The sequence below is a fragment of the Pseudomonas sp. genome, from assembly GCF_030698175.1.
Taxonomy (GTDB): domain Bacteria; phylum Pseudomonadota; class Gammaproteobacteria; order Pseudomonadales; family Pseudomonadaceae; genus Aquipseudomonas.
The window spans coordinates 29,794-55,799 of the sequence record NZ_JAUYNT010000028.1; the positions used below are offsets into that span (position 1 = coordinate 29,794).

Annotated in this window: 20 protein-coding genes and 1 pseudogene; 11 read left to right on the top strand and 10 right to left on the bottom strand. The window is 55.9% G+C overall.

Annotated features, from left to right (window positions below; translation table 11 throughout):
* Positions 1-13 precede the first annotated feature (13 nt).
* The 10 genes from Q8R10_RS14505 to rpmH form a co-directional block, all read right to left on the bottom strand.
* A complete protein-coding gene (locus Q8R10_RS14505) occupies positions 14-421 on the bottom strand; it encodes a F0F1 ATP synthase subunit I (protein ID WP_305654553.1) in 408 nt (135 codons plus the stop codon).
* A gap of 147 nt (positions 422-568) precedes the next feature.
* Entirely contained in the window at positions 569-1,441 is an 873-nt protein-coding gene (locus Q8R10_RS14510) for a ParB/RepB/Spo0J family partition protein (protein ID WP_305654554.1), read from the bottom strand.
* Positions 1,442-1,450: 9 nt separating this feature from the next.
* The gene (locus Q8R10_RS14515; protein WP_305654555.1) at positions 1,451-2,239 is read right to left on the bottom strand and encodes a ParA family protein; all 789 of its coding nucleotides are present in this window, start codon (positions 2,237-2,239) and stop codon (positions 1,451-1,453) included.
* Positions 2,240-2,257: 18 nt separating this feature from the next.
* Positions 2,258-2,899, bottom strand: coding sequence for a 16S rRNA (guanine(527)-N(7))-methyltransferase RsmG (rsmG, locus tag Q8R10_RS14520; RefSeq protein ID WP_305654556.1), 642 nt, complete (start codon positions 2,897-2,899; stop codon positions 2,258-2,260).
* Positions 2,899-4,791 carry a tRNA uridine-5-carboxymethylaminomethyl(34) synthesis enzyme MnmG gene (gene mnmG, locus Q8R10_RS14525; RefSeq protein ID WP_305654557.1) on the bottom strand — a complete coding sequence of 631 codons (1,893 nt, stop codon included), beginning with the start codon at positions 4,789-4,791 and terminating at the stop codon, positions 2,899-2,901. Before mnmG ends, rsmG begins: the two co-directional genes overlap by 1 nt.
* A gap of 542 nt (positions 4,792-5,333) precedes the next feature.
* Entirely contained in the window at positions 5,334-6,701 is a 1,368-nt protein-coding gene (gene mnmE, locus Q8R10_RS14530; RefSeq protein WP_305654558.1) for a tRNA uridine-5-carboxymethylaminomethyl(34) synthesis GTPase MnmE, read from the bottom strand.
* 97 nt (positions 6,702-6,798) lie between these two features.
* Positions 6,799-8,472 carry a membrane protein insertase YidC gene (gene yidC / locus Q8R10_RS14535; protein WP_305654559.1) on the bottom strand — a complete coding sequence of 558 codons (1,674 nt, stop codon included), beginning with the start codon at positions 8,470-8,472 and terminating at the stop codon, positions 6,799-6,801.
* A gap of 2 nt (positions 8,473-8,474) precedes the next feature.
* A complete protein-coding gene (gene yidD, locus Q8R10_RS14540; RefSeq protein WP_305654560.1) occupies positions 8,475-8,720 on the bottom strand; it encodes a membrane protein insertion efficiency factor YidD in 246 nt (81 codons plus the stop codon).
* A complete protein-coding gene (gene rnpA, locus Q8R10_RS14545; RefSeq protein ID WP_371133349.1) occupies positions 8,713-9,144 on the bottom strand; it encodes a ribonuclease P protein component in 432 nt (143 codons plus the stop codon). Before rnpA ends, yidD begins: the two co-directional genes overlap by 8 nt.
* A gap of 17 nt (positions 9,145-9,161) precedes the next feature.
* Positions 9,162-9,296: a 50S ribosomal protein L34 gene (rpmH, locus tag Q8R10_RS14550; RefSeq protein ID WP_002551315.1), complete on the bottom strand. Its 135-nt coding sequence runs from the start codon at positions 9,294-9,296 to the stop codon at positions 9,162-9,164.
* A 527-nt stretch (positions 9,297-9,823) separates the two neighbouring features.
* Here rpmH and dnaA point away from each other — a divergent pair.
* From dnaA to Q8R10_RS14605, 11 genes and pseudogenes are all read left to right on the top strand, one after another.
* Positions 9,824-11,317, top strand: a complete 1,494-nt coding sequence (dnaA, locus tag Q8R10_RS14555; RefSeq protein ID WP_305654562.1) for a chromosomal replication initiator protein DnaA — start codon at positions 9,824-9,826, stop codon at positions 11,315-11,317.
* Positions 11,318-11,367: 50 nt separating this feature from the next.
* Complete coding sequence (gene dnaN, locus Q8R10_RS14560; protein ID WP_305654563.1) at positions 11,368-12,471, top strand: DNA polymerase III subunit beta; 1,104 nt, start codon at positions 11,368-11,370, stop codon at positions 12,469-12,471.
* 151 nt (positions 12,472-12,622) lie between these two features.
* A pseudogene (gene recF, locus Q8R10_RS14565) lies at positions 12,623-13,722 on the top strand (DNA replication/repair protein RecF); the annotation flags it as partial.
* Between the two features lie 6 nt (positions 13,723-13,728).
* Positions 13,729-16,146: a DNA topoisomerase (ATP-hydrolyzing) subunit B gene (gene gyrB, locus Q8R10_RS14570; RefSeq protein WP_305654565.1), complete on the top strand. Its 2,418-nt coding sequence runs from the start codon at positions 13,729-13,731 to the stop codon at positions 16,144-16,146.
* A 355-nt stretch (positions 16,147-16,501) separates the two neighbouring features.
* Positions 16,502-17,365, top strand: coding sequence for a DNA damage-inducible protein D (gene dinD, locus Q8R10_RS14575; protein WP_305654566.1), 864 nt, complete (start codon positions 16,502-16,504; stop codon positions 17,363-17,365).
* 341 nt (positions 17,366-17,706) lie between these two features.
* The gene (locus Q8R10_RS14580; RefSeq protein ID WP_305654567.1) at positions 17,707-19,329 is read left to right on the top strand and encodes a class I SAM-dependent DNA methyltransferase; all 1,623 of its coding nucleotides are present in this window, start codon (positions 17,707-17,709) and stop codon (positions 19,327-19,329) included.
* Positions 19,326-20,657, top strand: coding sequence for a restriction endonuclease subunit S (locus tag Q8R10_RS14585; protein WP_305654568.1), 1,332 nt, complete (start codon positions 19,326-19,328; stop codon positions 20,655-20,657). The genes Q8R10_RS14580 and Q8R10_RS14585 overlap by 4 nt, the downstream gene beginning before the upstream one ends.
* Positions 20,658-21,099: 442 nt before the next feature.
* Positions 21,100-24,387 (top strand): type I restriction endonuclease subunit R, encoded by a 3,288-nt coding sequence (locus Q8R10_RS14590; RefSeq protein WP_305654569.1) that lies wholly within the window; start codon positions 21,100-21,102, stop codon positions 24,385-24,387.
* Positions 24,388-24,400: 13 nt separating this feature from the next.
* Positions 24,401-25,111 carry a SprT family zinc-dependent metalloprotease gene (locus tag Q8R10_RS14595; protein ID WP_305654570.1) on the top strand — a complete coding sequence of 237 codons (711 nt, stop codon included), beginning with the start codon at positions 24,401-24,403 and terminating at the stop codon, positions 25,109-25,111.
* Between the two features lie 336 nt (positions 25,112-25,447).
* Positions 25,448-25,687 carry a type II toxin-antitoxin system RelB/DinJ family antitoxin gene (locus Q8R10_RS14600; RefSeq protein WP_305654571.1) on the top strand — a complete coding sequence of 80 codons (240 nt, stop codon included), beginning with the start codon at positions 25,448-25,450 and terminating at the stop codon, positions 25,685-25,687.
* Positions 25,677-25,964, top strand: a complete 288-nt coding sequence (locus Q8R10_RS14605; protein ID WP_305654572.1) for a type II toxin-antitoxin system RelE/ParE family toxin — start codon at positions 25,677-25,679, stop codon at positions 25,962-25,964. Before Q8R10_RS14600 ends, Q8R10_RS14605 begins: the two co-directional genes overlap by 11 nt.
* Positions 25,965-26,006: the final 42 nt, after the last annotated feature.

The following is a 26,006-nucleotide window of genomic DNA, read 5'->3' on the forward strand; positions in this document are numbered from 1 at the left end:
TGCCTCAAACGCTCTAAGGTCTCGAATGTTTTGCTCTGATCAACAAGGGTGAAAACCAGCTGACCGACTGGGTCAACACAAACACGCCAAAAACGGCCAGCGCACTGAGTGGTTTTACCCCTGCAAACGTCAATGCAAAAAGCACTGCCGTCAGAATTAACTTGCCCGCTTCACCGGCATAAAAAGACCGGATAATCGCTTGGGCCGCCCGTGCTCCGCTAAAGCGAAACGCCTTGTGGGCGAAATACATATTCGGGAGCCAGGCAATCAAGCCCCCGCACAAACCTGAATAACTTTCTACCGCGCCACGCCAGCCAAACAATATGGCAGCAGCTAACAGTAGTACAACTAATTGAGTCAGCAAGACCGGGAACACCGGTAACTTATGAAATGCTATGCGGTGTGACGTGCGCGCATTCATCTTGCTTACCTCTGGCGTCGGCCGCCTTAACTCAAAAAACTTGGCATATTTTGTGCCGACAAAAAGCGCGCGAATTATAGGGTCCGAGGCTTTTGGGTTCAACCTCTAGCTAGGGATTTCCGACCATACGTCGCCACCCTATGGGATTCAACGTATGTGTGCCAAAACACCCTGTAATTCATCCAGCGAACTGTACTTGATCACCAACTGACCACGGCCTTTCTGACCATGCTTAATCTGTACTGCAGCCCCCAGTTTCTCGGCCAGACGCTGCTCTAAGCGACTGATATCCGGGTCTATTTTTGCCTCAACCGGCGGCTGCTCTTTAGTGTTCAGCCACTGGCGGACCAGGGCCTCGGTTTGCCGCACGGTCAGGCCGCGTGCGACAACGTGTCGCGCCCCCTCAACCTGTTGCGCCGCCGGTAAACCGAGCAAGGCCCGGGCATGGCCCATTTCCAGATCACCGTGGGACAGCAGGGTTTTGATCTCTTCGGGCAGGGCGATCAAACGCAGTAAATTGGTAATGGTGACCCGTGACTTACCAACCGCCTCAGCCACCTGTTGCTGGGTCAGCTGAAACTCTTGCTGCAAACGCTGCAAGGCGACCGCTTCTTCGATCGGATTAAGGTCTTCGCGCTGGATGTTCTCGATCAAGGCCATCGCTATCGCGGCTTGATCGGGCACTTCGCGGACCATCGCCGGGATAGTCTCAAGTCCGGCTTGCTGACTGGCACGCCAGCGCCGCTCACCGGCAATAATTTCGAAACGGCCATTGGCAATCGGGCGCACCACAATCGGCTGCATGACCCCTTGGGCCTTGATCGATTGGGCTAACTCTTCCAATGCCGCCGGGTCCATGTCACGGCGCGGCTGGTATTTGCCGCGCTGGACCAAGTCCAACGGCAGGTACTGAAATTCACGGCTGTCAGCCTTTTGTGCCTGCTCTTCCAGACTCGCGACACTGGTGCTCCCCAACAGGGCATCCAAGCCTCGTCCCAGACCTCGTTTTTTCACGGCCATGCGAATTCCTTAGACGGTTGCGGGTTTAGCGCTGGCACGCTGGCGACGAACCAGTTCGCCAGCCAGGGCCAGATAGGCGATAGCACCACGCGACTGCTTGTCGTAGACCAATGCCGGCATGCCGAAGCTGGGCGCTTCAGCTAAACGCACATTGCGCGGGATAACGGTCTGATACAGCTGATCGGCGAAATGCTCTTTCAGCTGGTTGGAAACATCGTTGGTCAGGCTAATGCGCGGGTCGTACATAGTCCGCAACAAGCCCTCGATTTTCAGCGTCGGGTTGAGCAGCGCGGTAATCCGCTGCACGGTATTGACCAAATCGGACAGGCCCTCGAGCGCGTAGTACTCGCACTGCATGGGGATAATCACGCCATCGGCAGCCACCAAGGCATTCACCGTCAACATGCTCAGGGCCGGTGGGCAGTCGATCAGGATGTAATCGTAATTGTCGCGGATCGGCGCCAAAGCATTACGCAGGCGACTTTCCTTCATGTTCATTTCCAGCAAGCCGACTTCGGCTGCGGTCAGGTCACGGTTGGCCGGCAGCAACTTGTAGCCGCCGTGCTCCGAGACCTGCATGGCATCGGCGATGGTGCATTCACCGATCAGCACATCGTAAATCGAGTGCTCCAGCCCATGCTTGTCGATGCCACTGCCCATGGTGGCGTTGCCTTGCGGGTCAAGGTCTATCAGCAAGACACGGCGCTTGGTCGCCACCAAGGAGGCGGCCAAGTTGATGCAGGTGGTGGTCTTGCCGACCCCGCCCTTCTGATTGGCGATTGCAAATACCTTAGCCATGGCTGCCTGCTTCCCCGGTCATAACGTGCGGCGCAGTATCAGCAGATGACGCTGGCCTTGGCAACCTGGAACCGCCAGGGCGTGCTCACCCTGCAGACTGAAATCACTGGGCAGAACTTGTAATTCATCGCTCGGATGCAGACCTTTCATCGCCAGCCACTGGCTGTGCTGGTTGCCCAGGTGCCGCGTCCAGTTGGCAAAGTCGGCCAAACTGCTGAATGCCCGGGAAACGATGCCGGCAAACGGCTGCTCTGGCTGCAGTGATTCAACCCGCGCGTTAATCACCTGAACATTGCCCAGCTTGAGTTCGAGCTTCACTTGGGTCAGGAAGCGGGTTTTTTTGCCGTTACTGTCGAGCAAGGTGAAGTGTTTGTCTGGAAACACAATCGCCAGCGGAATGCCCGGCATGCCGCCGCCGCTGCCCACATCCAGCCAGCTGTCCCCCTCGATAAAGGGTGCCAGGCTCAGACTGTCGAGCAAATGCCGGGACACCATCTCATCGGGATTGCGCACTGCGGTCAGGTTATAGGCCTTGTTCCACTTGATCAGCAAGGCCAGATACGCCAGCAACTGGCTGTGCTGCAGCGGGCTTAGGCTGACGCCGAGCTGGATTGCACCTTGGCTGAGTTCATCGGCGTGTTGCTGGGTGACCGCAGACATCAGGAACTCTGCTCCAACTGCCGGCCGGCGCCGCGTTTTTTCAGATGAATCAGCAACAGCGAAATCGCCGCCGGCGTAACGCCTGGGATTCTTGAGGCCTGACCCAGAGTCTGCGGGCGGCTCTGACTGAGCTTGTGTTGAATCTCTTTGGACAGCCCGGAAATCCCGACGTAGTCAATATCGTCTGGCAACTGAGTATTTTCACTGGCGCGCAAGCGGACAATTTCGTCCTGCTGGCGGTCGATGTAACCGGCGTATTTGGTCTTGATTTCGACCTGTTCGGCGACTTGCGGGTCGAGTGCCGGGCTGCCGGTCACTGCACTGAGGCCGGCATAATCAATTTCTGGCCGGGTCAGCAAGTTGAGCAAATTGTATTCGTGGGTCAGTGGCGTGCCGAAACGTTCGGCAATCGCATCGCCCTCTGGCGTGCCGGGGCGCACCCAAGTGGATTTCAGCCGTTGCTCTTCCAGCTCGATGGCTTCGCGCTTGGTGCAGAAGGCCGCCCAACGCACGTCATCGACCAGGCCCAGTTCACGGCCTTTCTCGGTCAGACGCAAGTCGGCGTTGTCTTCACGCAGAATCAGCCGGTATTCGGCCCGCGACGTGAACATTCGGTACGGTTCTTGGGTCCCGAGGGTAATCAAGTCGTCGACCAATACGCCTATGTAGGCCTCGTCGCGACGTGGACACCAGCTGTCTTTGCCTTGCGCCCGCAGTGCTGCGTTAGCGCCGGCGAGCAAACCTTGGGCCGCCGCTTCTTCGTAACCGGTGGTGCCGTTGATTTGCCCAGCAAAGAACAAGCCACCGATGACCTTGGTTTCCAGGCTGTACTTCAGATCCCGTGGGTCGAAGTAATCGTATTCGATGGCGTAACCGGGCCGAACGATATGGGCGTTTTCCATGCCAACTATCGAGCGCACAAGTTGCAACTGCACATCGAATGGCAGCGAGGTGGAAATGCCGTTCGGGTACAGCTCGTGGGTGGTCAGGCCCTCGGGCTCGATAAACACCTGATGGCTGTCTTTGTCGGCAAAGCGATGGATTTTGTCTTCAATCGACGGGCAGTAACGCGGGCCAATCCCTTCGATCACGCCCGAGTACATCGGCGAGCGATCGAGATTGGCGGCAATGATCTCGTGGGTACGGGCATTGGTGTGGGTGATCCAGCAACTCACCTGGCGTGGATGCTGAGCATGGTTGCCCAGAAACGACATCACTGGAATAGGTGTATCACCCGGTTGCTCGGTCATCTTGGAAAAATCCACCGAACGACCGTCGATGCGTGGCGGCGTGCCGGTTTTTAAGCGACCCACCCGCAGCGGTAATTCACGCAGCCGTTGCGCCAAGGCAATCGACGGCGGATCACCGGCGCGACCACCGGAGTAGTTCTGCATGCCTATGTGGATAAGTCCACCGAGGAAGGTACCGGTGGTCAGCACTACCGAGTTGGCGTAGATGCGCAGCCCCATCTGGGTGACGACGCCCTTGACCTCGGCATTCTCGACAATCAGGTCATCGCAGGCCTGTTGAAATATCCACAGGTTAGGCTGGTTTTCGATTATTTCCCGCACCGCCGCCTTGTACAGCAAGCGATCCGCCTGAGCACGGGTGGCCCGCACGGCTGGGCCTTTACGACCGTTGAGCACGCGAAACTGAATACCACCCAGGTCGGTGGCGGTGGCCATGGCACCACCGAGTGCATCGATTTCTTTGACCAGATGACTCTTGCCAATACCACCAATGGCCGGATTGCAGCTCATTTGCCCAAGGGTTTCGACGTTATGGGTCAGCAACAGGGTTTTCACCCCCATGCGGGCAGCCGCTAGCGCAGCCTCGGTACCGGCATGGCCACCGCCGATTACGATCACATCAAAACGGGAAGGAAAATCCACCACGCACCTTGTGCCTGTTAGCAAAGAGGGCTTGTGCCGTTAAGCCAAGCTCAGAGCCGATCAGTATAGGGTCTAAGACAGTCTGAAAGAAGCCTTGTGGACAAAATGCCCTGCGCTCTGGCTTGAGCGCTTTGGGCTGTTGATTAATAGAAAATATAAGTATGAATTTATTTAAATCTTTATTTTTATGTTTATAACTACTGAGCCTGTTTTCTGTGGATAGATGGCTACAGCCCTTTAAAATCAATGGACAAAAGCCTGTACAAAACTGTGGCTATGGGCCATTGGGGCTTTTGGATAAGCGCCCTAAGCTTGTGGATGAAATGCCTAGTTATCCACAGAGGCGGTTTTCAACAGCTTCCAAGGCGCTTTATCGACCGCTTTTAAGGCCGCTTTTCCACAGAGCTTAGGGGCGAAAAATAGCGGTTTTGGTCCTTATAACAGGCAGGCAAAAACCTACCGCAGCGGGTTAGCTGCAGCATTATTTTTGCTTTAAGTCGGTTGTGAGGGGCTAGCGGCCGCGCAGATTTACGCGGAGAGAGTTATTTGCCGATGCAAAAGCTGGAGAAAATCCGTCCGAGCAAATCGTCGGAGCTGAAGGCGCCGGTGATCTCGCCCAGCACCTGCTGAGCCTGGCGTAAGTCTTCGGCCAGCAGCTCACCGGCGCCGGCCAGGGTCAGTTGTGCGTGGCCATGCTCGAGGGCCGTGCTGGCTTGTTTTAACGCATCCAGGTGGCGGCGACGGGCACTGAAGCTGCCCTCCAGGGTTTGTTCATAACTCATGCAGGCTTTCAGGTGCTCACGGAGTAAATCCAGGCCCTCGGTGGATTTAGCCGAGAGGCTGATGGTCACATGGCCATCCTCACACACCTGCATTGCCACCGGCTCATTGCTCAGATCGGCCTTGTTGCGGATCAGCGTGAGCTTGGCCGGATCTGGCCGCTGTTGCAGAAACTCCGGCCACAGAGCAAAGGGATCTAGCGCTTCCGGCGCGGTTGCATCGACTACTAATAGGACTCGGTCGGCCTCATGAATGGCTTTGAGGGCGCGTTCGACGCCGATTTTTTCCACCTGGTCATCGGTGTCGCGCAGGCCCGCGGTATCCACCACATGCAGCGGCATGCCATCGATATGAATGTGCTCGCGCAGCACATCGCGGGTGGTGCCTGCGATGGCCGTGACAATCGCCGCCTCGCGCCCGGCCAAGGCATTCAGCAGGCTGGATTTACCGGCGTTCGGCCGCCCGGCAATCACCACGGTCATGCCCTCGCGCAGCAACGCTCCTTGGCCAGCTTGTTTGATCACCCCGGTTAAATCCGCGCGCACCGCATCCAACAGCTTGAGCACGTGACCGTCGGCGAGAAAGTCGATCTCTTCCTCGGGGAAATCAATCGCCGCTTCCACATAGATGCGTAAATTGATCAGGCGCTCGGTCAGCCCATGCACGCGCTTGGAAAACTCGCCCTGCAGCGAGCGCAAGGCATTGCGCGCGGCCTGCTCGGAGCTGGCTTCGATCAGGTCGGCAATCGCCTCGGCTTGGGCCAGGTCGAGCTTGTCGTTAAGAAAGGCTCGCTCACTGAATTCACCTGGGCGAGCCAGTCGCGCGCCCAGTTGTACACAGCGGCGCAGCAGTAAATCCAGTACCACCGGGCCGCCATGGCCTTGCAACTCCAGTACGTCTTCGCCAGTAAAGGAATGCGGCCCTGGGAAGTACAGTGCCAAACCCTGATCCAGCACCTGACCATCGCCATCGTTAAACGGGCCGTAGTGGGCATAGCGAGGTTTTAACTCACGACCACTGACGGCCAGCGCAATACTCTGCGCCAAAGGCCCTGACACCCGCACAATGCCGACCCCACCTCGGCCCTGAGCGGTAGCTACGGCGGCAATGGTCTCGGTGTTTAGGTGCATGGCGGCATTCTCGAGAGGTTTTCTGGCGGCTAAATGGCAGGTAGCAAAACGCCCCACGAGGGGGCGTCTTGTTCAAGCTAAGCGCAAATTAGCGGGCTTAAGCCTTGGCCATCTGAGCTTCGATCTTGCGGGTAATGTACCACTGCTGGGCAATCGACAAGCAGTTGTTGACCACCCAGTACAGCACCAGACCGGCAGGGAACCAGAGGAAGAAGAAGGTGAAGATGATTGGCATCAGCTTCATCACCTTGGCCTGCATCGGGTCCGGCGGCGTTGGGTTGAGCTGCTGCTGAATAAACATGGTGGCGCCCATGATAATCGGCAACAGGAAGAATGGATCTTTAGTCGACAGGTCGGTCAGCCAGAACAGCCAGGGTGCCTGACGCATCTCTACGCTTTCCAGCAGCACCCAATAGAGCGAGAGGAATACCGGCATCTGCACCAGAATTGGCAGGCAGCCGCCAAGGGGATTGATCTTCTCCTTCTTGTACAGCTCCATCATCGCTTGCGACATTTTCTGCCGATCATCACCAAACTGCTCTTTCAGCGCAGCCAGTTTTGGCGACACGGCCCGCATGCGCGCCATCGACTTATAGCTGGCGGCCGATAGTGGGAAAAATGCCAGCTTGATCAGGATGGTCAGAACAATGATCGACCAGCCCCAGTTGCCCAGCAAGTTGTGGATATGTTCCAGCAACCAGAAAATCGGTTCAGCAATAAACCAAAGTACTCCGTAGTCGATGGTTTTATCCAGGCCGGGGGATAGCACCTTCAGGGCTTCCTGGATTTTTGGGCCGGCGTACAGGGTCGCGCTGGTTTCAACGCTGGCACCTGCGGGAATGTTTAGTGCAGGGCCGGTAAAGCCAACGATGTAATTGCCTTGGCTGTCTTTGCGGGTTTGCACCAGATTGCTGGCGTCTTTAGCCGGAATCCAGGCCGTCACGAAGTAGTGCTGCAGCCAGGCAACCCAGCCACCCTGCACGGTTTCCTTGAATGGACCTTTGTCGATATCAGACATCGACACCTTGGTGTAAGGCTTTGCAGCGGTCCAGAGTGCCGCGCCCAAATAGGTCGCCGAGCCCGTTGCGGTGCTTGAGGATGGATCGGCACTGGCATCACGCTTGAGCTGGGCAAACAGGTTGCCGCTCCACGCCTGGCTGCTTTGGTTGTCGATGCGGTAACTCACGGCCAAGTCGTAGATGCCGCGCTTGAAGCTAAAGCTTTTAACGTAGTTGATCCCAGCTTCGCTGAACTTCAACTCGACCACTAACTCGTCTTGACCTTCAGCCAGCTGGTAGCTGGCTTGGCTAGCGCTGTACAGCGGGCGGCCATTGGCGCGGGCATCTGGGCCATTGGCACCGGTCAGGCCACTTTGGGCCATGTATACATGGTTAGCGGAGTTATCAAACAGCGGAAAGGCCACATCAGGCCGATCCTGACGCAGTGGGTATTTGGGCAGACTGAGCTGCACAACATCGCCACCCTTAGGGTCGATGGCCAGATCAAACACATCGGTCTGCACGCGAATCAGCTTGTCGCTGCTGGCTGGCACGGAGCTGATCGCTTCAACGTGTTCACTGCTGCTGGTTGGGACGTCTTCGCTGGTTTTGCTGCTAGCCGGGCTGTCGGTCAAGGTTGACGAAGCTTGGCTACTGGCGGCAGTTGTTGCGGGAGGCAATTGCGCCATGCCGTAGTCAGCGTTCCACTGATAAACCATCAGGTAGGACACGATTGCCAGGGCGACGATCGGGATCGAGCGATGAATTTTCATGATTACTCGGCCAGCGAAGAGGGATGGGGATGTTTAGCCAGGGGTACCGGATCGTAGCCACCGGCGTGCCACGGATGACAGCGACCAAGCCGACGTGCAGTCAGCCAGCCGCCGCGGATAAAACCATGTTGTTCGATGGCTTCATACGCGTAGCAGGAGCAGCTTGGATAGAAACGACAGTGATTTGCCATCATTGGGCTGATGGCAAAGCGGTAGAACTGGATCGACACGAGGGCCAGTTTACGCATTGGGACTGTCTGCCACCCCTGCTTGGCTCTTGCTTTCAGAAACTGTGGTTTCAGGTGCAGTGGTTTCAGGCACAGCTTTACTGCGCGCTAGGCGTTTCCAGAGCTTACCGAACTGCTGAGCGAGTTCAGTGTTTTCCAGATCGCCAAGGCCCTTGCGCGCCACTACGACGATATCCCAACCACTCAAAGCCGCTTGGCTGTGGCGATAGGATTCGCGAATTTGGCGTTTAAGACGATTACGTTCAACGGAGAGCTTGACGCTCTTTTTACCGATCACCAAGCCCAGACGGGGATGATCAAGATTGTTGAGACGAGCAAGGAGTAGAACGTTTTTACCTGGAACCTTACCGCTGGGAGAGTCGAAGACTGCCTTAAATTGCCTGGGAGTTAGCAGACGCTTTTCCCGACAGAAGTCTCGACTCATCACCCGTACCGGGTTTATCAGACTGCCAGACGCTTACGGCCCTTGGCGCGACGACGCGACAGGACGGCACGGCCGTTCTTGGTGGCCATGCGAGCACGGAAACCGTGGGTGCGAGCGCGCTTGATTGTGCTTGGTTGGAATGTACGTTTCATCGTGCGTATACCTGGTGGTCGACTACGGGCCGGAATGGCCCCCGTTTAAAGAGACCGGCAATTCTAGAGAAACTGCAGCCGTAGGTCAATTTCCAACCAGCTTTTTCTTAGAGGTTAATAATATAAAAAAGAAAGAGATTTTAAGAATCTTTATTTTGTTTATAACTATTACTCAGCCGTTTTCCTGTGGAAAACTCGCTGTAGCCCTTTACTTGCAAGGCTTTCAGCGGTTTGAAATGGTGTCAGTAAGACGTGGTTTGACTGTGCGCTGCCTGCGCACAAGCTGGGGATAGAAAGGCTAGTTATCAACAGTTGAGTTATCCGACCGGTTATCCCATGGGTTTTACCCCGGCTTTATGGCTTGTTATGCACAGGCCTCCTGTCGACCTGGGTGAGTTGTGCACTTTCCTCCTTTAGTAGCAGATTATTTTTTGGTTAGGCCTGCTTGTTGTGGATAACACCGGCGCAGATCGTTACAATTGCGCCTGATTTTTGACCTTGTCGCGCCGCGACTTTAGGGGATTTACGTGTCCTTGGACCTTTGGCAGCAGTGTGTCGAGCTGCTTCGCGATGAGCTGCCTGCCCAGCAATTTAATACCTGGATCCGCCCACTACAGATCGAAGCCGAAGGCGATGAGCTGCGCATCTATGCACCCAATCGATTTGTCCTCGATTGGGTCAATGAAAAGTACCTCGGCCGTCTGCTTGAGCTACTCGATGAACGCGGTAATGGCCAAGCACCGGCGCTGTCGCTATTAATAGGCAGTAAGCGCAGTGCTGCGGCTGCCAGACCCGCGCCGAGCCAATCAGTAGTGTTACCGAGCGTAGCTGTAGCTAGCCCTGCGCCTGCTGCCGCGCTGCCGTCGACGGCGCAGATGAACGTGGTCTCATCGGTGGATGAACCGTCGCGCGCCAGCTTCGATCCGATGCGCGGAGCCAGCGGCCAATTACCGCCCGCCCGCACCGAGCGTATGGTGCAGGTTGAGGGCGCGTTAAAGCACACCAGTTATTTGAATCGCACCTTCACCTTCGACAACTTTGTGGAAGGCAAGTCGAACCAGCTGGCCCGCGCGGCGGCTTGGCAGGTCGCGGACAATCCCAAGCATGGCTACAACCCGCTGTTTCTTTATGGTGGGGTTGGCTTGGGTAAGACCCACTTGATGCACGCCGTGGGTAATCACCTATTAAAGAAGAATCCGAATGCCAAGGTGGTTTACCTGCATTCCGAGCGTTTCGTAGCTGACATGGTCAAGGCCCTGCAGCTGAATGCCATCAACGAGTTCAAACGCTTCTACCGCTCGGTGGATGCACTGCTGATCGATGACATTCAGTTCTTCGCCAAGAAGGAACGCTCCCAGGAAGAGTTTTTCCACACCTTCAACGCGCTGCTCGAAGGTGGCCAGCAGGTAATTCTCACCAGCGACCGTTACCCGAAAGAAATCGATGGTCTGGAAGAACGACTGAAATCGCGCTTTGGCTGGGGCCTGACGGTGGCTGTCGAGCCACCGGAGCTGGAAACCCGGGTGGCGATCTTGATGAAGAAGGCTGATCAAGCCAAGGTTGATTTGCCTCACGACGCGGCGTTCTTTATTGCCCAGCGGATTCGCTCCAACGTGCGCGAGCTGGAAGGCGCCCTTAAGCGGGTGATTGCCCATGCACACTTTATGGGCCGCGACATCACCATCGAGCTGATTCGTGAATCGCTAAAAGACCTGCTGGCGTTACAGGACAAACTGGTTAGCATCGACAATATTCAGCGCACCGTGGCTGAGTATTACAAGATCAAAATTTCCGATTTGCTCTCCAAGCGCCGCTCGCGCTCGGTGGCCCGACCCCGTCAGGTGGCCATGGCCTTGTCGAAAGAATTAACCAACCACAGCCTGCCGGAAATCGGCGATGCTTTTGGTGGACGAGACCACACCACTGTTTTGCATGGCTGTCGTAAGATTGCGCAACTGCGCGAGTCTGACGCGGACATCTGTGAAGACTATAAAAACCTGCTGCGCACACTCACTACCTAAGGTTTGCCCGCCGAGGGCAGCAACGCAAACTGATAAGACAAGGACAGACCATGCATTTCACTATTCAACGCGAAGCTCTGTTGAAACCGCTGCAACTGGTCGCCGGCGTTGTCGAGCGGCGTCAAACTTTGCCCGTACTCTCCAACGTGTTGCTGGTGGTGCAAGGCCAGCAGTTGTCCCTGACCGGCACCGACCTCGAAGTTGAACTGGTCGGCCGGGTGACGTTGGAAGAAGCAGCGGAGCCTGGTGAAATTACTGTGCCGGCGCGCAAGTTGATGGATATTTGCAAGAGCCTGCCAAGTGACGCGCTGATCGATATCCGCGTGGATGAGCAAAAACTCATCGTCAAAGCTGGCCGTAGTCGTTTCACCCTGTCGACCTTGCCGGCCAATGATTTCCCCTCGGTTGAAGAGGGTCAGGGTTCACTGACTTTCGTTTTGTCACAGCAAAAATTGCGTCGCCTAATTGAGCGCACCAGTTTCGCCATGGCCCAGCAGGATGTGCGTTATTACCTGAATGGCATGCTGCTGGAAGTCAGCGCCAATGTGCTGCGCGCCGTGGCCACCGACGGCCACCGCCTGGCGATGTGTGCCATGGAAGCCGGCATCGAACACGCCGACAAGCATCAGGTGATAGTGCCGCGTAAAGGCATTCTCGAACTGGCGCGCCTGCTCACCGAGCAAGATGGCACCGTCAGCATCGTACTGGGTCAGCACCATATTCGTGCCACTACCGGCGAGTTCACCTTCACCTCGAAACTGGTCGACGGCAAGTTCCCCGACTACGAACGTGTGCTGCCACGCGGCGGTGACAAGCTGGTATTGGCTGACCGCCAAGGTCTGCGTGAAGCCTTCAGCCGCACCGCGATTTTGTCCAACGAGAAGTACCGTGGTATTCGTCTGCAACTGGCTTCGGGTTTGCTGAAAATGCAGGCCAACAACCCAGAGCAAGAAGAAGCCGAAGAAGAAGTGGCAGTTGATTACAACGGCGGCAGTCTGGAGATTGGCTTCAACGTCAGCTATCTGCTGGATGTGTTGGGCGTGATGAGCACCGATCAAGTACGGCTGATTTTGTCCGACTCCAACAGCAGCGCCCTGGTGCAAGAAGCAGGCAACGACGATTCCTCCTACGTGGTTATGCCGATGCGTCTGTAACCGACAGACCGTTGAATAACTACTACGCTCGGCCATGCCGCGTTGGGATCAGTTTCGGAGTGCTCATGTACTACCCGTACACTGCGCTTCCTCAACAGATCCTGCCTTGCCTGACCTTCGCTCGCTACGTTCTGCAACGGTCTGTTAGCTAATGTCTTTAACCCGCTTTACCGTCACCGCGGTGCGTAATCTGCACCCGGTGACCCTCTCCCCTTCCCCGCGCATTAATATTCTTTCCGGCGACAATGGCAGCGGCAAAACCAGTTTGCTCGAAGCCATTCACCTTCTCGGCCTCGCCCGATCTTTTCGCAGTACCCGCTTGCTGCCGGTTATTCAGTACGAGCAGGCCGAGTGCACGATTTTTGGCCAGGTGCAGTTGACCCAAGGTGGCCAACGCAATCTGGGTATTTCCCGTGATCGGCTGGGACAATTTCAAATTCGCATCGACGGGCAGAATGCACGCAGCGCGGCCCAGCTTGCCGAGACCTTACCGCTGCAGTTGATTAACCCAGACAGCTTTCGTTTGCTCGAAGGGGTGCCTAAGGTGCGTCGGCAGTTTTTGGATTGGGGTGTGTTCCACGTGGAACCACGCTTTCTGCCGGCCTGGCAGCGCCTGCAGAAGGCCTTGCGCCAGCGAAACTCATGGTTGCGCCGTGGTACACTGGACAGTGCTTCACAAGCCGCCTGGGACCGCGAGCTATGCCTTGCCAGCGATGAAATCGATGGCTACCGGCGTAGCTACATACAGGCGCTTAAACCCGAGTTTGAACGGGTATTGCGCGAGCTGTTGGAGTTGCCTGAGCTTAGCCTCAGCTACTCACGTGGCTGGGACAAGGATAGTGCGTTGAGTGATGTACTCAGTGCATCACTGTTGCGCGATCAACAACTCGGACATACCCAAGCAGGACCGCAGCGCGCTGATTTGCGTATTCGTATCGGCGCTCACAATGCAGTGGATATTTTGTCCCGTGGCCAACAGAAGTTGGTGGTCTGTGCCTTGAAGATTGCCCAAGGGCATTTGGTGAATCAGACCAAGCGTGGACAGTGTATTTATCTGGTGGATGACCTGCCGTCCGAGCTCGATCAGCAACATCGTTTGGCGCTGTGCCGTTTATTGGAAGACCTAGACTGCCAGGTATTTATCACCTGTGTAGACCATGAATTATTGAGGGATGGCTGGCAGACGGATACGCCAGTTGCCATGTTCCACGTGGAACATGGCCGCATCACCCAGACCACGACTACCGGGAGCAATGCATGAGCGAGAACAACACGTACGACTCCAACAGTATCAAAGTGCTGAAAGGTCTAGATGCCGTACGCAAACGTCCTGGTATGTACATCGGCGACACCGACGATGGCAGTGGTCTGCACCATATGGTTTTTGAAGTGGTCGATAACTCCATCGACGAAGCCTTGGCCGGTCATTGCAACGACATCACCATCACCATCCACCCGGATGAGTCGATTACCGTGCGTGACAACGGTCGCGGCATTCCGGTGGATGTGCACAAGGAAGAAGGCGTCTCAGCCGCCGAAGTGATCATGACCGTGCTGCACGCCGGCGGTAAGTTCGACGACAACTCCTATAAGGTTTCCGGCGGCCTGCACGGTGTGGGCGTCTCGGTGGTCAACGCCCTCTCCGAGTTACTGCTGCTGACCGTGCGTCGTAGCGGGCATATTTGGGAACAGACTTACGTCCACGGCGTACCCCAAGAACCGATGCGCATCGTTGGCGACAGCGATAGCACCGGCACCCAGATTCACTTCAAGCCGTCACCGGAGACTTTCAAGAACATCCACTTCAGCTGGGAAATTCTGGCTAAGCGGCTGCGTGAATTATCCTTCCTCAACTCCGGTGTCGGCATCGTCCTCAAGGATGAGCGCAGCGGTAAGGAAGAGTTGTTCAAGTACGAAGGCGGCCTGCGGGCTTTCGTTGAATACCTGAACACCAACAAGACCGTGGTTAACCAGATTTTCCACTTCAACGTGCAGCGCGATGATGGCGTCGGCGTTGAGGTTGCCCTGCAGTGGAACGACAGCTTCAACGAGAACCTGTTGTGCTTCACCAACAACATTCCGCAGCGGGATGGCGGCGCGCACTTGGCCGGTTTCCGTTCGGCGTTGACCCGCAACCTGAACAACTACATCGAGCAGGAAGGTCTGGCCAAGAAGCACAAGATCGCCACCACCGGTGACGATGCTCGTGAAGGTTTGACCGCGATCATCTCGGTCAAAGTGCCGGACCCTAAGTTCAGCTCGCAGACCAAAGACAAGCTGGTATCAAGCGAAGTGAAAACTGCGGTCGAGCAGGAGATGGGCAAGTTCTTCTCCGACTTCCTGCTGGAGAATCCCAACGAAGCCAAGGCCATCGTCGGCAAGATGATCGACGCTGCTCGCGCCCGTGAAGCGGCGCGTAAAGCCCGCGAAATGACCCGCCGCAAAGGCGCCTTGGACATTGCCGGGTTGCCGGGCAAATTGGCCGACTGCCAAGAGAAAGACCCTGCCCTTTCCGAGCTTTACCTAGTGGAAGGGGACTCTGCTGGCGGTTCCGCCAAGCAGGGTCGTAACCGCAAAACTCAGGCGATTCTGCCGCTCAAGGGTAAGATTCTTAACGTCGAGCGCGCCCGCTTCGACCGCATGATCTCTTCCCAGGAAGTCGGTACCCTGATCACCGCGTTGGGCTGCGGCATTGGCCGCGATGAATACAACATCGACAAACTGCGTTACCACAACATCATCATCATGACCGACGCCGACGTCGACGGTTCGCACATCCGCACCCTGCTGCTGACCTTCTTCTTCCGCCAGTTGCCGGAGCTGATCGAGCGCGGCTACATCTATATCGCCCAGCCACCGCTGTACAAGGTCAAGAAGGGCAAGCAAGAGCAGTACATCAAGGACGACGAGGCCATGGAGGAATACATGACCCAATCGGCCCTGGAAGACGCCAGCCTGCACGTCAACGAGAACGCCCCAGGCATCTCCGGCGAGGCCTTGGAACGCCTGGTTAACGACTTCCGTATGGTGATGAAGACCCTCAAGCGTTTGTCGCGTCTGTACCCGCTGGAGCTGACCGAGCACTTCGTCTACCTGCCCGCCGTTAGCCTGGCTAACTTGGCCGATGAAGCCTCGATGCAAGGTTGGTTGGAGCTGTTCAACGAGCGCCTGCGGGTCGTTGAGAAGTCCGGTCTGGGCTACAAAACCCGCCTGCGCGAAGACACCGAGCGGCACCTGTGGCTGCCGGAAGTCGAGTTGATTTCCCACGGGGTTTCCAGCTACGTCACTTTCAACCGCGATTTCTTCGGCAGTAACGACTACAAGACCGTGACCAGCCTGGGCGATCAACTCAACAGCCTGCTGGAAGACACCGCCTACGTGAAACGCGGCGAGCGCAAGAAGCCGGTCACCACCTTCAAGGAAGCCTTGAACTGGTTACTGACCGAAAGCACCAAGCGCCACAGCATCCAGCGCTACAAAGGACTGGGCGAAATGAACCCGAGCCAACTGTGGGAAACCACCATGGACCCGGATGCCCGCCGCATGCTCAAGGTCACCATCGAAGACGCCATCAGCGCCGACCAAATCTTCAACTGCCTCATGGGCGATGAAGTAGAGCCGCGCCGTGAGTTCATCGAACGTAATGCCTTGGCGGTTTCCAACCTGGACTTCTGATCAGGTTGTCGATGGGCAGGTTAATTGCCATGGTCGCGCAAGTTATTGTCATGGCAAAAAGCGTCACTACCCCGGCCTAGCGCCGGGGTTTTTCTTTCTGGTTCAGTAGGTTAGAAACAGCTGAGTAGTGTCCTGTAGGTGGTGTATGTAGTGAAGCTACAGGGACAGCCGCAAAATCTCGTTTTGGATGATGCAAAAATCTGGGAGATTTGCGGGGGAAATGCTGTGATGCAATTTACGCCAATCAAAACAGCATCGCCCATCAGCCCTCTCAAAACACCGCTGATGGGTAGGCAGTGCGAGATGCTTCCAAACCCTGTGCTCGCGCAATCCTTCGATTAATAAAGGAATGATGATGACTGACAAACGCATCGCTCAACAGCACCATGAAACCTTTGCAGGCATACGTCAGCTGGATGCCGATGGCAATGAGTTCTGGCTGGCCCGCCAACTGGCCAAGGTGTTGGACTACTCGCAATACCGCCATTTTTTGCCGGTAATTGAGCGTGCAAAAGAGGCCTGCCTCAACAGTGGTCAGCCTGTGATAGACCATATTGAGGATGTCCTCACAATGGTTGATATCGGTTCTGGTGCCAAACGTCAGGTAGAGGACTTCCGCCTTTCCCGCTATGCCTGCTACCTCATCGTGCAAAACGGCGATCCCGGCAAACCGGTGATCGCTAACGGGCAAACCTACTTTGCTATGCAAACGCGGCGACAAGAATTGGCCGATGACGCCAAGTTCAGGCAACTGAGTGAAGATGAAAAACGCATAGCCATTCGCAATGAACTGGCAGCCCACAATAAGTACCTGGCAGCCGCCGCCAAGGAAGCAGGCGTGGAAACCGGTATCGACTTCGCCATCTTCCAAGATCATGGATACAAGGGGCTTTATGGTGGCTTGGGTAATAAGGAAATTCATGCGCGCAAGGGCTTGAAGAAAAGCCAGAAAATCCTCGATCACATGGGCAGTACCGAGCTGGCCGCCAATCTGTTCCGCGCCACGCAAACTGAAGAAAAATTGCGTCGGGATGACGTGAGCGCTAAGTCTCAGGCCAACAAAACTCACTTCGAGGTTGGGCGTAAGGTGCGCGAAACCATTGCTGAGTTGGGCGGCACTATGCCGGAGAGTCTACCTACACCAGATAGCAGCATTCAGCAGCTTGAGTCAGCCAAAAAGAAACTGGCTAAGAATGAAGATGGAAAACTGAACGGATAGCTTGTCCAGGGGAAGATGGTGATAGCACTGATTCAACGCTTTCGATCAATGCGTGGCCGCCCTGCCACTGGTAGGTGGCCAAAGTTAATCGCCACTTCGGTCAAAGTTAAGCGGTTCGGCCAAAGTTAATTGCTACTGCCATGCTGATATAACCCCGTCAGATCGTGAGATCTGGCGGGGTTTTGTCTTTTAGGCGGGGCCGATTTATGGCGGGCTTGGACGGCGCTGTTGGTACAATCGAGGCCAGCTAATTTCTCAGATCGACCACGCTGCCAATACTCCAGCGCTAGCTGTTTAGAGTCGGCAAGCCTGGCGCACCCTTCACAAGGATTGACCCTCGCATGGCGCAGCAACTTTCTCTCGAAACCCTCGAATCTTGGCTTTGGGAATCCGCCAATATCCTGCGTGGCTCCATCGACTCGTCGGACTTCAAGAACTACATCTTTGGCCTGTTATTTCTTAAGCGCTTCAACGATGTGTTCGATGAGCGTGTTGCTCAGCTGATCGAGGCTGATGGGCTTAGCTACGCGGATGCGCAGGAAGAGATTGAAGATAAATGGGGTAGCTTTCCGCAGAGTGCCCGCTGGTTTGAGCTGATTGCCCGTACCGAAAACATTGGTGAGGCGCTGGATAAAGCCTTCGCCACCATCGAAGCGAACAACACCGAGTTGCAACACGTGCTCACCGCCACCCAGTACGGTGACAAGCGCGTGCTGTCGGATGGCACCTTGCAGCGCCTGCTGCGGCACTTCAACCAATACAAGCTGGGCAATGCCGACCTGTACAAGGCCGACATGCTCGGCGATGCCTACGAATACCTGATCAAGCAGTTCGCCGACGACGCCGGCAAAAAAGGCGGCGAGTTCTATACACCCAAGGCGGTGGTACAACTGGTGGTCGAGCTGATCGACCCGCAACCCGGCCACAGCGTGTACGACCCCACCTGCGGCAGCGGCGGCATGTTGGTGGAGAGCGCCCATCACGTTGCCGGCTTAGCCAACGGCACCCTGATGGGCGGCAAGCCGAATGTGCTGCTGTATGGGCAGGAAAAGAACCTCGGCACCTGGGCCATCGCCAAGCTCAACCTGTACCTGCACAACATGCGTGCCGAGATCGAGCGCGGCGATACTTTGGTCGAACCCAGGCATCTCGATGGCGATTACCTGAAAACTTTTGACCGGGTGATTGCCAACCCGCCTTTCTCGGCCAAGTCCTGGTGGACGCCGCTGGAACTGTCCAATGAGTCCGAGCAAGACAGCGACAAGAAGCCCAAAGCGCCGAACTACAAACAGGTCAGTGACCCCTATGGCCGCTTCGTTTATGGCATCCCGCCACGTGGCTATGCCGACCTCGCCTTCGCCCAGCATATGCTGGCCAGTCTCAAGGCCGATGGGCGCATGGGCATTATCCTGCCCCATGGCGTGCTGTTCCGTAGTGGTGAAGAAGGCAAGATTCGCCAGGGCCTGCTGTTCGGCACCGATGCCGCCAGCGGCAACCAGCCCGGCGACCTGATCGAAGCCATAGTCGGCCTGCCCTCGGCGCTGTTCTACAACACCGGCATTCCGGCCTGCGTGCTGATTCTTAACAAGCAGAAACCGGCGAGCCTCAAGGGCAAGGTCATCATCATCGATGCCAGCCGCGACTACCTGGTCGGCAAGGCCCAGAACAGTCTGCGCCCCGAAGACCTCGTGCAGGTTGTCGCTACCCATAAAGCCGCCTTCGAGACCCAGGCCGAAGTCGATAACTACTGCCGAGTGGTCAGCCTGGACGAAATTCGCGGTAACGATGGCAACCTGAATATCTCTCGCTATATCGATAATGGTGAGACCGAAGAAACCGTGGATGTTGCGGCGACCTTGGCGCAACTGGCCACGCTGGCCGAAGAGGAATTGCAGATTGATGCGCGGCTGAATGGCTATCTGGCGGAGCTGGGGTTGCTGGGGTTGCTGGGGACTGAGGCATGAGCTTGGATGGCAAGCCGGGGTATCGCGAAACTGAAGCAGGATGGATACCGTCGGAGTGGAAAGCCAGCAAACTTGGCGAGCATGTTATTAAGGTCGGGAGCGGTATAACCCCTAAAGGAGGAAGCGAATCCTATTTGTCTTCAGGAGTTCCGCTAATTCGAAGCCAGAACGTGTTGTGGGGAAAATTCAGCCTAAAGGAAGTGGCGCATATTTCGAATGACCAGCATGAACGCATGGCTAACTCTGCTCTCCAGCCATTAGATGTACTTTTAAATATCACTGGAGCATCCATTGGTCGTTGTGCTGTATTGCCGGTTGGATTTGGCGAAGGCAATGTCAATCAGCACGTTTGTATTATTCGGCCTACCGACTCATTGAATTCGATGTTCCTTTCTTACTGCTTGAACTCCCCGTTTGGGCAAGGGCAAATCAGCAAACTTCAAGCTGGCGGTAACCGCGAAGGACTTAACTTTCAGCAAATTCGCGGCTTTACAGTTGCACTTCCGTCGCTCCCCGAGCAACAAAAAATCGCCAGCATCCTCACGGCCGTGGACGACAAGCTGGATGTGATTGCTCGCCAGATTGCTGCCACCCAAAGCCTCAAGCAAGGCCTGATGCAAACTCTGTTTAGCCGTGGTGTTGGCACCCAAGACGCCACAGGTCGTTGGCAGGCGCATACCGAGTTCAAGGACAGTGAGTTTGGTGAGATTCCAATCGGATGGGAGTGTCGCCCAATTGGTTCCATCGCGAAAATCGTCAATGGGAACGCTTTCAAAAGTAACTTATTTAACGATACAGGCATTCCAATAATCAGGATCTCAAACATAAAACCAGACTTCACTGTAAGAATAGAAAGTTCTGTTTGTTATGAAGAAGACTTGAAATTAAAGCGATTCATGGTGATGTCTGGTGATGTATTAATTGCAATGTCAGGGGCTACAACAGGGAAAGTTGGGCGGTATTACGGGGAAGAGTTTTGCTATCTAAATCAGCGCGTGGGAAGGTTTGATGTAGACCCGCAGCATGCCTCTAGTGATTTTTTGTTCCATTTTCTTAGAGAGAGCACGACGCAAACCTTACTTCTTGCAACTGCCGCTGGCGGGGCACAGCCAAACATTAGTTCTGGAAATATTGAGTCAATTAGACTGCGAGTTCCACCCCTGAACGAGCAGACGAAAATTGCAGAAATACTAAACGCCTTAGACTCAAAGCTGGAGTGCTTTAAGTCTAAGGAAATGCACTACAAAAATCTAAAGCGCGGCCTGATGCAAAAGCTGCTAACCGGCGAATGGCGGGTCAAACTCGATAGTGCCGCCAGTGCCGCCTGAGTCGTTATTTATGGCTCTGTACCAGTTAGGTGTTGGGTGCGAAACCTAGGGTGGGCTTTAACGCGGTAATTCGTAGGGTGGGTTAGGCGCATGACCACGGGCTATTGGCTGATGCTTATTCAGTTGCGCCGTAACCCACCAGATGGGATCGGCCGATTACCGCTTGGTGGGTTACGTGGCGCACATATTTCGCAGTTGATGTTCTGACTCTGCTCTGCGCCACTAACCCACCCTACAAAAGCTGCGTGCAACACATAACTGGAACAGAACCTTATTTATGGCCGAAACCTCCCCTCAGACGATTTGCCTGTGGCAGTTGGCAAGCTGATACGCGAGTCCAAGCAGTTCGAAATACCTAAGCAAAGCCAAGCAGATCAAGCCGGCTCGATCATTTGCTATCGCAGTCGCCCCGAGGGAAACCTCCAAGGAACAGGAGTAGAACGTGAGACTGTCGCCAGAAAAAATCGGAGTAGAGCTGCCGGCCATCGAGTGGCTGGTGAAGTTGGGCTACACCCATCTTCCCGGCAGCTTGGTGAAGGTTGAGCACCGCCACCTCGCGCCGATGCTGCTGGAGGTTTTGCAGGCACGGCTGCTGGATCTAAATCCATGGCTGGCCAGTGCTCCCGGTGGCGTCGATGCCGCGCTTATCGAGCTGCGCAAAAGGGTTACCGATAAGCTATTGCCTGCGAACAAAGCGTTTTGGGAGCAGGTGGTACATCGCTCGGATATCCAGGTGAAGGATGTCGAGGGCAAGTTGCGCAGCGTGCGGTTTTTCGATGCCAGCACTGCCGGCAACAACGACTTCCATGTGGTCGACCAATACGTGGGCCGCAATGCCGATGGCGGTATATTCCGGCCCGACCTGCTGCTGTTCGTAAATGGTCTGCCGCTGGCCATTATCGAATGCAAGGCCAGCCACCACCGGCTGGATGAAGCCTTGGGTCAGTTGGACGGTTATCAGCGCACTTTCCCGGATCAGTTTGTTTTTAATCAGCTCTGTGTGGGCCTTAATCGACGTGATGGGTTGTATGGGGCCATCCTCAGCAAACCAGCCTTCTATGCACGCTATCGGTTGCAAGACGGCGACCGTGCCACTGTGGCCAGCTTGTTGGGTAATGAGCCAAGCGAGCAAGACCAACTGCTGTGGGCGTTGTTTGAGCCGAATCGCTTCCTAGAGCTAATCACCCATTTCGTATTGTTCGAAACCCGCGACGCTAAGACGGTGAAAAAACTGCCGCGTTATCAGCAATGGCGTGCAGTGCGTAAAGCGGTGGCCAGGTTGTCGGCCCCTAAGCCAATGGGCGGCGTGGTTTGGCACACTCAGGGCAGCGGTAAATCGCTGACCATGGCGCTGCTGGCACGCATGCTAAGGGCTGACAGCACCGGGCTAAATAACCCCACGGTACTGGTGCTAACCGACCGTAAAGACCTCGATAAGCAGATTTTCGATACCTTTCACGCGGTGGGAATCAAGGCCATTCAAGCGGTATCGGTCGAAGGTTTGCTGAAGATGCTATCCAATGATTACGGCAGCATCTTCACCAGCACGGTGCAAAAATTCCAAGAGAATGAACAACCTCAGGCCACGCTGGATAGCACTCCAGATGATGAGGAAGATGACGTCTTGCAAGCAACTCGGCATCGACGGGTGCGTGAGGAGAAAGACTTCTTCATCCTTGAAGAGCGCAATGTTCACTATCGGCAAATGAACGAGCACGGCGTACTGCGCAAACCCAAGTGGGAAGAAGTTAGTCGCGAGAAGGTGAACTTCCGAGTGCTCAGCACTAAGCCGAATTTCTATGTGCTGGTGGATGAAGCGCATCGTAGCCAATACGACTTCTTGGCGGCGTTTATGCGGGCCAGCTTGCCGAATGCCAAGTTCATCGCCTTTACCGGCACCCCGCTGCTGCAAGACGACAAACACACCTTGGGCGAGTTTGGCGGCGGCGAGTACATCGACGAATACCGGCTGCACGAAGCCGTGGCCGATGGCGCTACCCTGCCGATTAAATACCAGGATGCTTGGGTGGCGCTGTCGGCCAATGCCGCGCTGGATCAGGCCTTCAAAAAGCAGTTTGGCGATGCCAGCGAGGGCAAGCAGCTCGCGCTGAAACGCGAACTGCTGTCGAGATGGCGCCAGGCCGGCGACCGCATGGAACAGGTTGCCGAGCATTTGCTTGAGCACTTCATCAGCAACGTCCAGGCCAAGGGCTTGAAGGCCATGCTGGTGTGTGATGGTCGGGATATGGCGGTGCGCTATAAGGACTTGCTCGATGCCAGCATGGCCAAACGAGCCGCGCTGGGCCTGCCAACCTTTGACAGCAAGGTGGTTATTTCACTGGCCAGCATTACCGCCTCCCGTACCGGCGCATCGGTGCAGGAAGAGGCGGCAGAGTACGAGGTGAGCCTCGACCAGATACAGAGCATTGAGGAGCGGGTACGGGCCGAAGTGAAAGCCGGCAAGGTGCCGGTGGCCATGCCATCCGAGCAAATTGCTAATTTCGTCAGCAAGCTCTTCCCCCTGCCCTACGGCGATGAGAGCAAGGGGCTGGATGGTAAGCCGCGTGGTAATAACGTTGGCTTGATCATTGTTTCGGACATGCTGCTCACCGGCTGGGATGCGCCCATTGTTGGCACCATGTACCTGGATAAACCGCTCAAGGAGCACAGCCTGCTGCAAGCCATTGCACGGGTAAACCGCACCTTGGAGGGCAAGAATGCCGGTTATATCGTCGACTACCATGGCGTGGTTGAGCATCTCGACCATGCGCTGAAAATTTACGGCGGTGAGGTTAAACCTTCGCAGGTCTGGGAAGGCGTGCAAACCGAGTTGCCCAAGCTGCAAGCCACCCTTGAACTCATCCTCAAGCTGCTGCCGAGAAAGCATGACCCGGTCAGTCAGCGTGAGGACTATAAGGATGACGCAGAGCGTGCCCTTGACCCAGCTACCAAGCTGGATGTGGTCGAAGAGTTCCTCGACTTGGTGAAGCAGTTCAACCGCTCTATCGACATCATTTTGCCGGATGTTCGCTGCGTGCCGTTCAAACCGTACTTCACCCTGTTCGCTGAAATCCGCCTGATGTTGCGCGATAAATTACCGGGCAACACTTACAACGAACGCATCACCAAACTTGAGTCGGTGCTGTTGCAGCAAATGCTGGATGAGTACATTGCGGCTAGCCCGGCCAAGAGCTTGCTCGGGCGCGATGTGTCGATTTTGGATGCGAGCGACATGGCTCGGCTGAAGAAGCTGGCCAGCCCCGGTAGCCAGGCATTGGTGATGAAGAATCAGCTGAAACACACCATCGCCACTGGCAAAGATAAAGACCCGGCCTTTTTCGACAAGCTGGCGCAGGAGCTGGAAAAGCTTCTGGAAGAAGAAAAAGCTGGGCGCATTACCCAGGCGCAGTTTTTGGAACAGCTGGATTTGTTTACCCAGCGTATCCGCGACAAGGACAACACCGGTTTCAGTAAACCTGCGCATTCGGCGGTGTATCACTATTTGTCGGCATTGCTGGGTGAAGACACCGCCCGAGTGGCAACCAGCAAGCTGTTCGAGGACGCAGAGTTGAACCACACCATGGCTGCCGAAAACTGGAAGAAGATGCCTGATCTTCATCCGGTAATCAGGGAGCACTTACGTAAGCTGCTGATGCCATTGGCCGGCTGGGAGCGCTTGGTGTCGCGTGACCATGCCAAGCGCATCGTTGATATTTTGCTGAAAAACTAACGCGACCCTGACTATGCCTCTGCTGCAATACGGCCAAACGACCATCGAGTGGCACTTCCAGCTCGATACCAACCTTAAACGGCACTACGTGACCGTAGAGCGTGGCCGTGCGGTGTTGTTGCGTGGGCCGCAGGTAGACGAGGCTGCGCAGGAAGCTTTAGTGCTGCGGCGTGCACGTTGGGTTCGCGAGAAGTTGGCCATGGTTAACCTACCCCAGGCCAATGAAGACATCGTTACTGGCAGCCGCCTGCGTTATGCCGGGCGCAGTTACTTCACCGAGGTCAGGCACACCCCTAGCCTGCTCAAGCCCACACTGACCTTCACCGCCTCGCGCTTTGTGATTGAGAACCCTGATGGGCCTAGCCTTTCACCGGAGTCTTTATTGCCGCTGCTGGATCTCTTCTACCGCGAGCGCGCTCAAGAAAAGCTGTTGGTGCGGGTGCGTCACTGGCAACGCCAGACCGGCCTGCAAGCCAATGGCGCGCGCATTCGCCACTTTCAGAGCCGCTGGGCCAGTTGCGATGGACAAAACACCCTGGAGTTCCACCCTCGGGTGATGGAGCTACCCGCCAGCGTGCAGGACTACGTCATAGTCCATGAGCTGTGCCACACGCTGGAGAAGAACCACACCAAAGACTTCTGGGCGCTGGTGGCTAAGCACATGCCTGATTGGCAGAGGCAGCATGAAGTGCTGGAGCGGGCGGTGTTTGGGGATGCGGTGTAGTTACTGAGTTCGGGTTGGCTGTACGGGCATTATGGCTGTTGCAGAGAGTGTCAATACCCACCCGCTTCTGCGACAGGCTGGGTCGTTAGCCGCCAGTCACGAGAGCCAATTTTAGGCCTGCACGGTCGTTCATTTGCCAGTAGTGCAGAAGGTGACGGACGTGCCATTGTTTTTGTGCTTGATCTGGCGCGGCGCGGTCCGGTCGAACCTAGCTAGCCGGGCCGCGTTCTAGTGGGCATTGCAAGAAAGGGGCAAGGTTCTAATGAACGCAGTCTGTTGCCAAACAGGCGCGAGGGTGTCACTGTAATGACAAATGTCATTACAGGTGGTGCCGCCATGGCTTCTATCAATATCCGCATCGACGACGATCTTAAAGCCCGCGCTTACCGTGAGCTGGAGCGGCTCGGCGTCAGCCCTTCCGAACTGATGCGCCAAGCCTTGCAGTATGTGGCTGAGCGAGGCCAGCTCCCCTTTCGGCCCGTCCTGATGACTGAGGACGATGAGGCTTTGATCGCCACCGTGCGCGAGCGGTTGGCCGCTCCGCAGCGCGTGAAGGTTGCGCTGGATGACCTATAGCCTCGAATTCGATGCGCGGGCATTGAAGGAGTGGCACAAGCTGGGCGACACAGTGCGGCAACAGCTGAAGAAAAAGCTGGCCGCTATTCTGGAGAACCCGCGCATCGAAGCCAATCGCCTGCACTCACTGCCCGATTGCTACAAAATCAAGTTGCGTAGCAGCGGCTACCGCTTGGTGTATCAAGTGATCGATCAGGAAGTAGTGGTGTTTGTGGTGGCCGTTGACACGCGTGAGCGTGAGCAGGCTTACCGTAAAGCCGCCGAGCGTCTTAAATAACAGCGGGTTGCGCTTAGGCTAAGCGCGGGACGCTGGATACAC

Coding starts and splice junctions, on each gene's coding strand:
- Q8R10_RS14505 (WP_305654553.1), bottom strand. CDS start 421: ATGAATGCGCGCACGTCACACCGCATAGCATTTCATAAGTTACCGGTG.
- Q8R10_RS14510 (WP_305654554.1), bottom strand. CDS start 1,441: ATGGCCGTGAAAAAACGAGGTCTGGGACGAGGCTTGGATGCCCTGTTG.
- Q8R10_RS14515 (WP_305654555.1), bottom strand. CDS start 2,239: ATGGCTAAGGTATTTGCAATCGCCAATCAGAAGGGCGGGGTCGGCAAG.
- rsmG (WP_305654556.1), bottom strand. CDS start 2,899: ATGTCTGCGGTCACCCAGCAACACGCCGATGAACTCAGCCAAGGTGCA.
- mnmE (WP_305654558.1), bottom strand. CDS start 6,701: ATGCACCTAAACACCGAGACCATTGCCGCCGTAGCTACCGCTCAGGGC.
- yidC (WP_305654559.1), bottom strand. CDS start 8,472: ATGAAAATTCATCGCTCGATCCCGATCGTCGCCCTGGCAATCGTGTCC.
- yidD (WP_305654560.1), bottom strand. CDS start 8,720: ATGCGTAAACTGGCCCTCGTGTCGATCCAGTTCTACCGCTTTGCCATC.
- rnpA (WP_371133349.1), bottom strand. CDS start 9,144: ATGAGTCGAGACTTCTGTCGGGAAAAGCGTCTGCTAACTCCCAGGCAA.
- rpmH (WP_002551315.1), bottom strand. CDS start 9,296: ATGAAACGTACATTCCAACCAAGCACAATCAAGCGCGCTCGCACCCAC.
- dnaN (WP_305654563.1), top strand. CDS start 11,368: ATGCATTTCACTATTCAACGCGAAGCTCTGTTGAAACCGCTGCAACTG.
- gyrB (WP_305654565.1), top strand. CDS start 13,729: ATGAGCGAGAACAACACGTACGACTCCAACAGTATCAAAGTGCTGAAA.
- dinD (WP_305654566.1), top strand. CDS start 16,502: ATGACTGACAAACGCATCGCTCAACAGCACCATGAAACCTTTGCAGGC.
- Q8R10_RS14580 (WP_305654567.1), top strand. CDS start 17,707: ATGGCGCAGCAACTTTCTCTCGAAACCCTCGAATCTTGGCTTTGGGAA.
- Q8R10_RS14585 (WP_305654568.1), top strand. CDS start 19,326: ATGAGCTTGGATGGCAAGCCGGGGTATCGCGAAACTGAAGCAGGATGG.
- Q8R10_RS14595 (WP_305654570.1), top strand. CDS start 24,401: ATGCCTCTGCTGCAATACGGCCAAACGACCATCGAGTGGCACTTCCAG.
- Q8R10_RS14600 (WP_305654571.1), top strand. CDS start 25,448: ATGGCTTCTATCAATATCCGCATCGACGACGATCTTAAAGCCCGCGCT.
- Q8R10_RS14605 (WP_305654572.1), top strand. CDS start 25,677: ATGACCTATAGCCTCGAATTCGATGCGCGGGCATTGAAGGAGTGGCAC.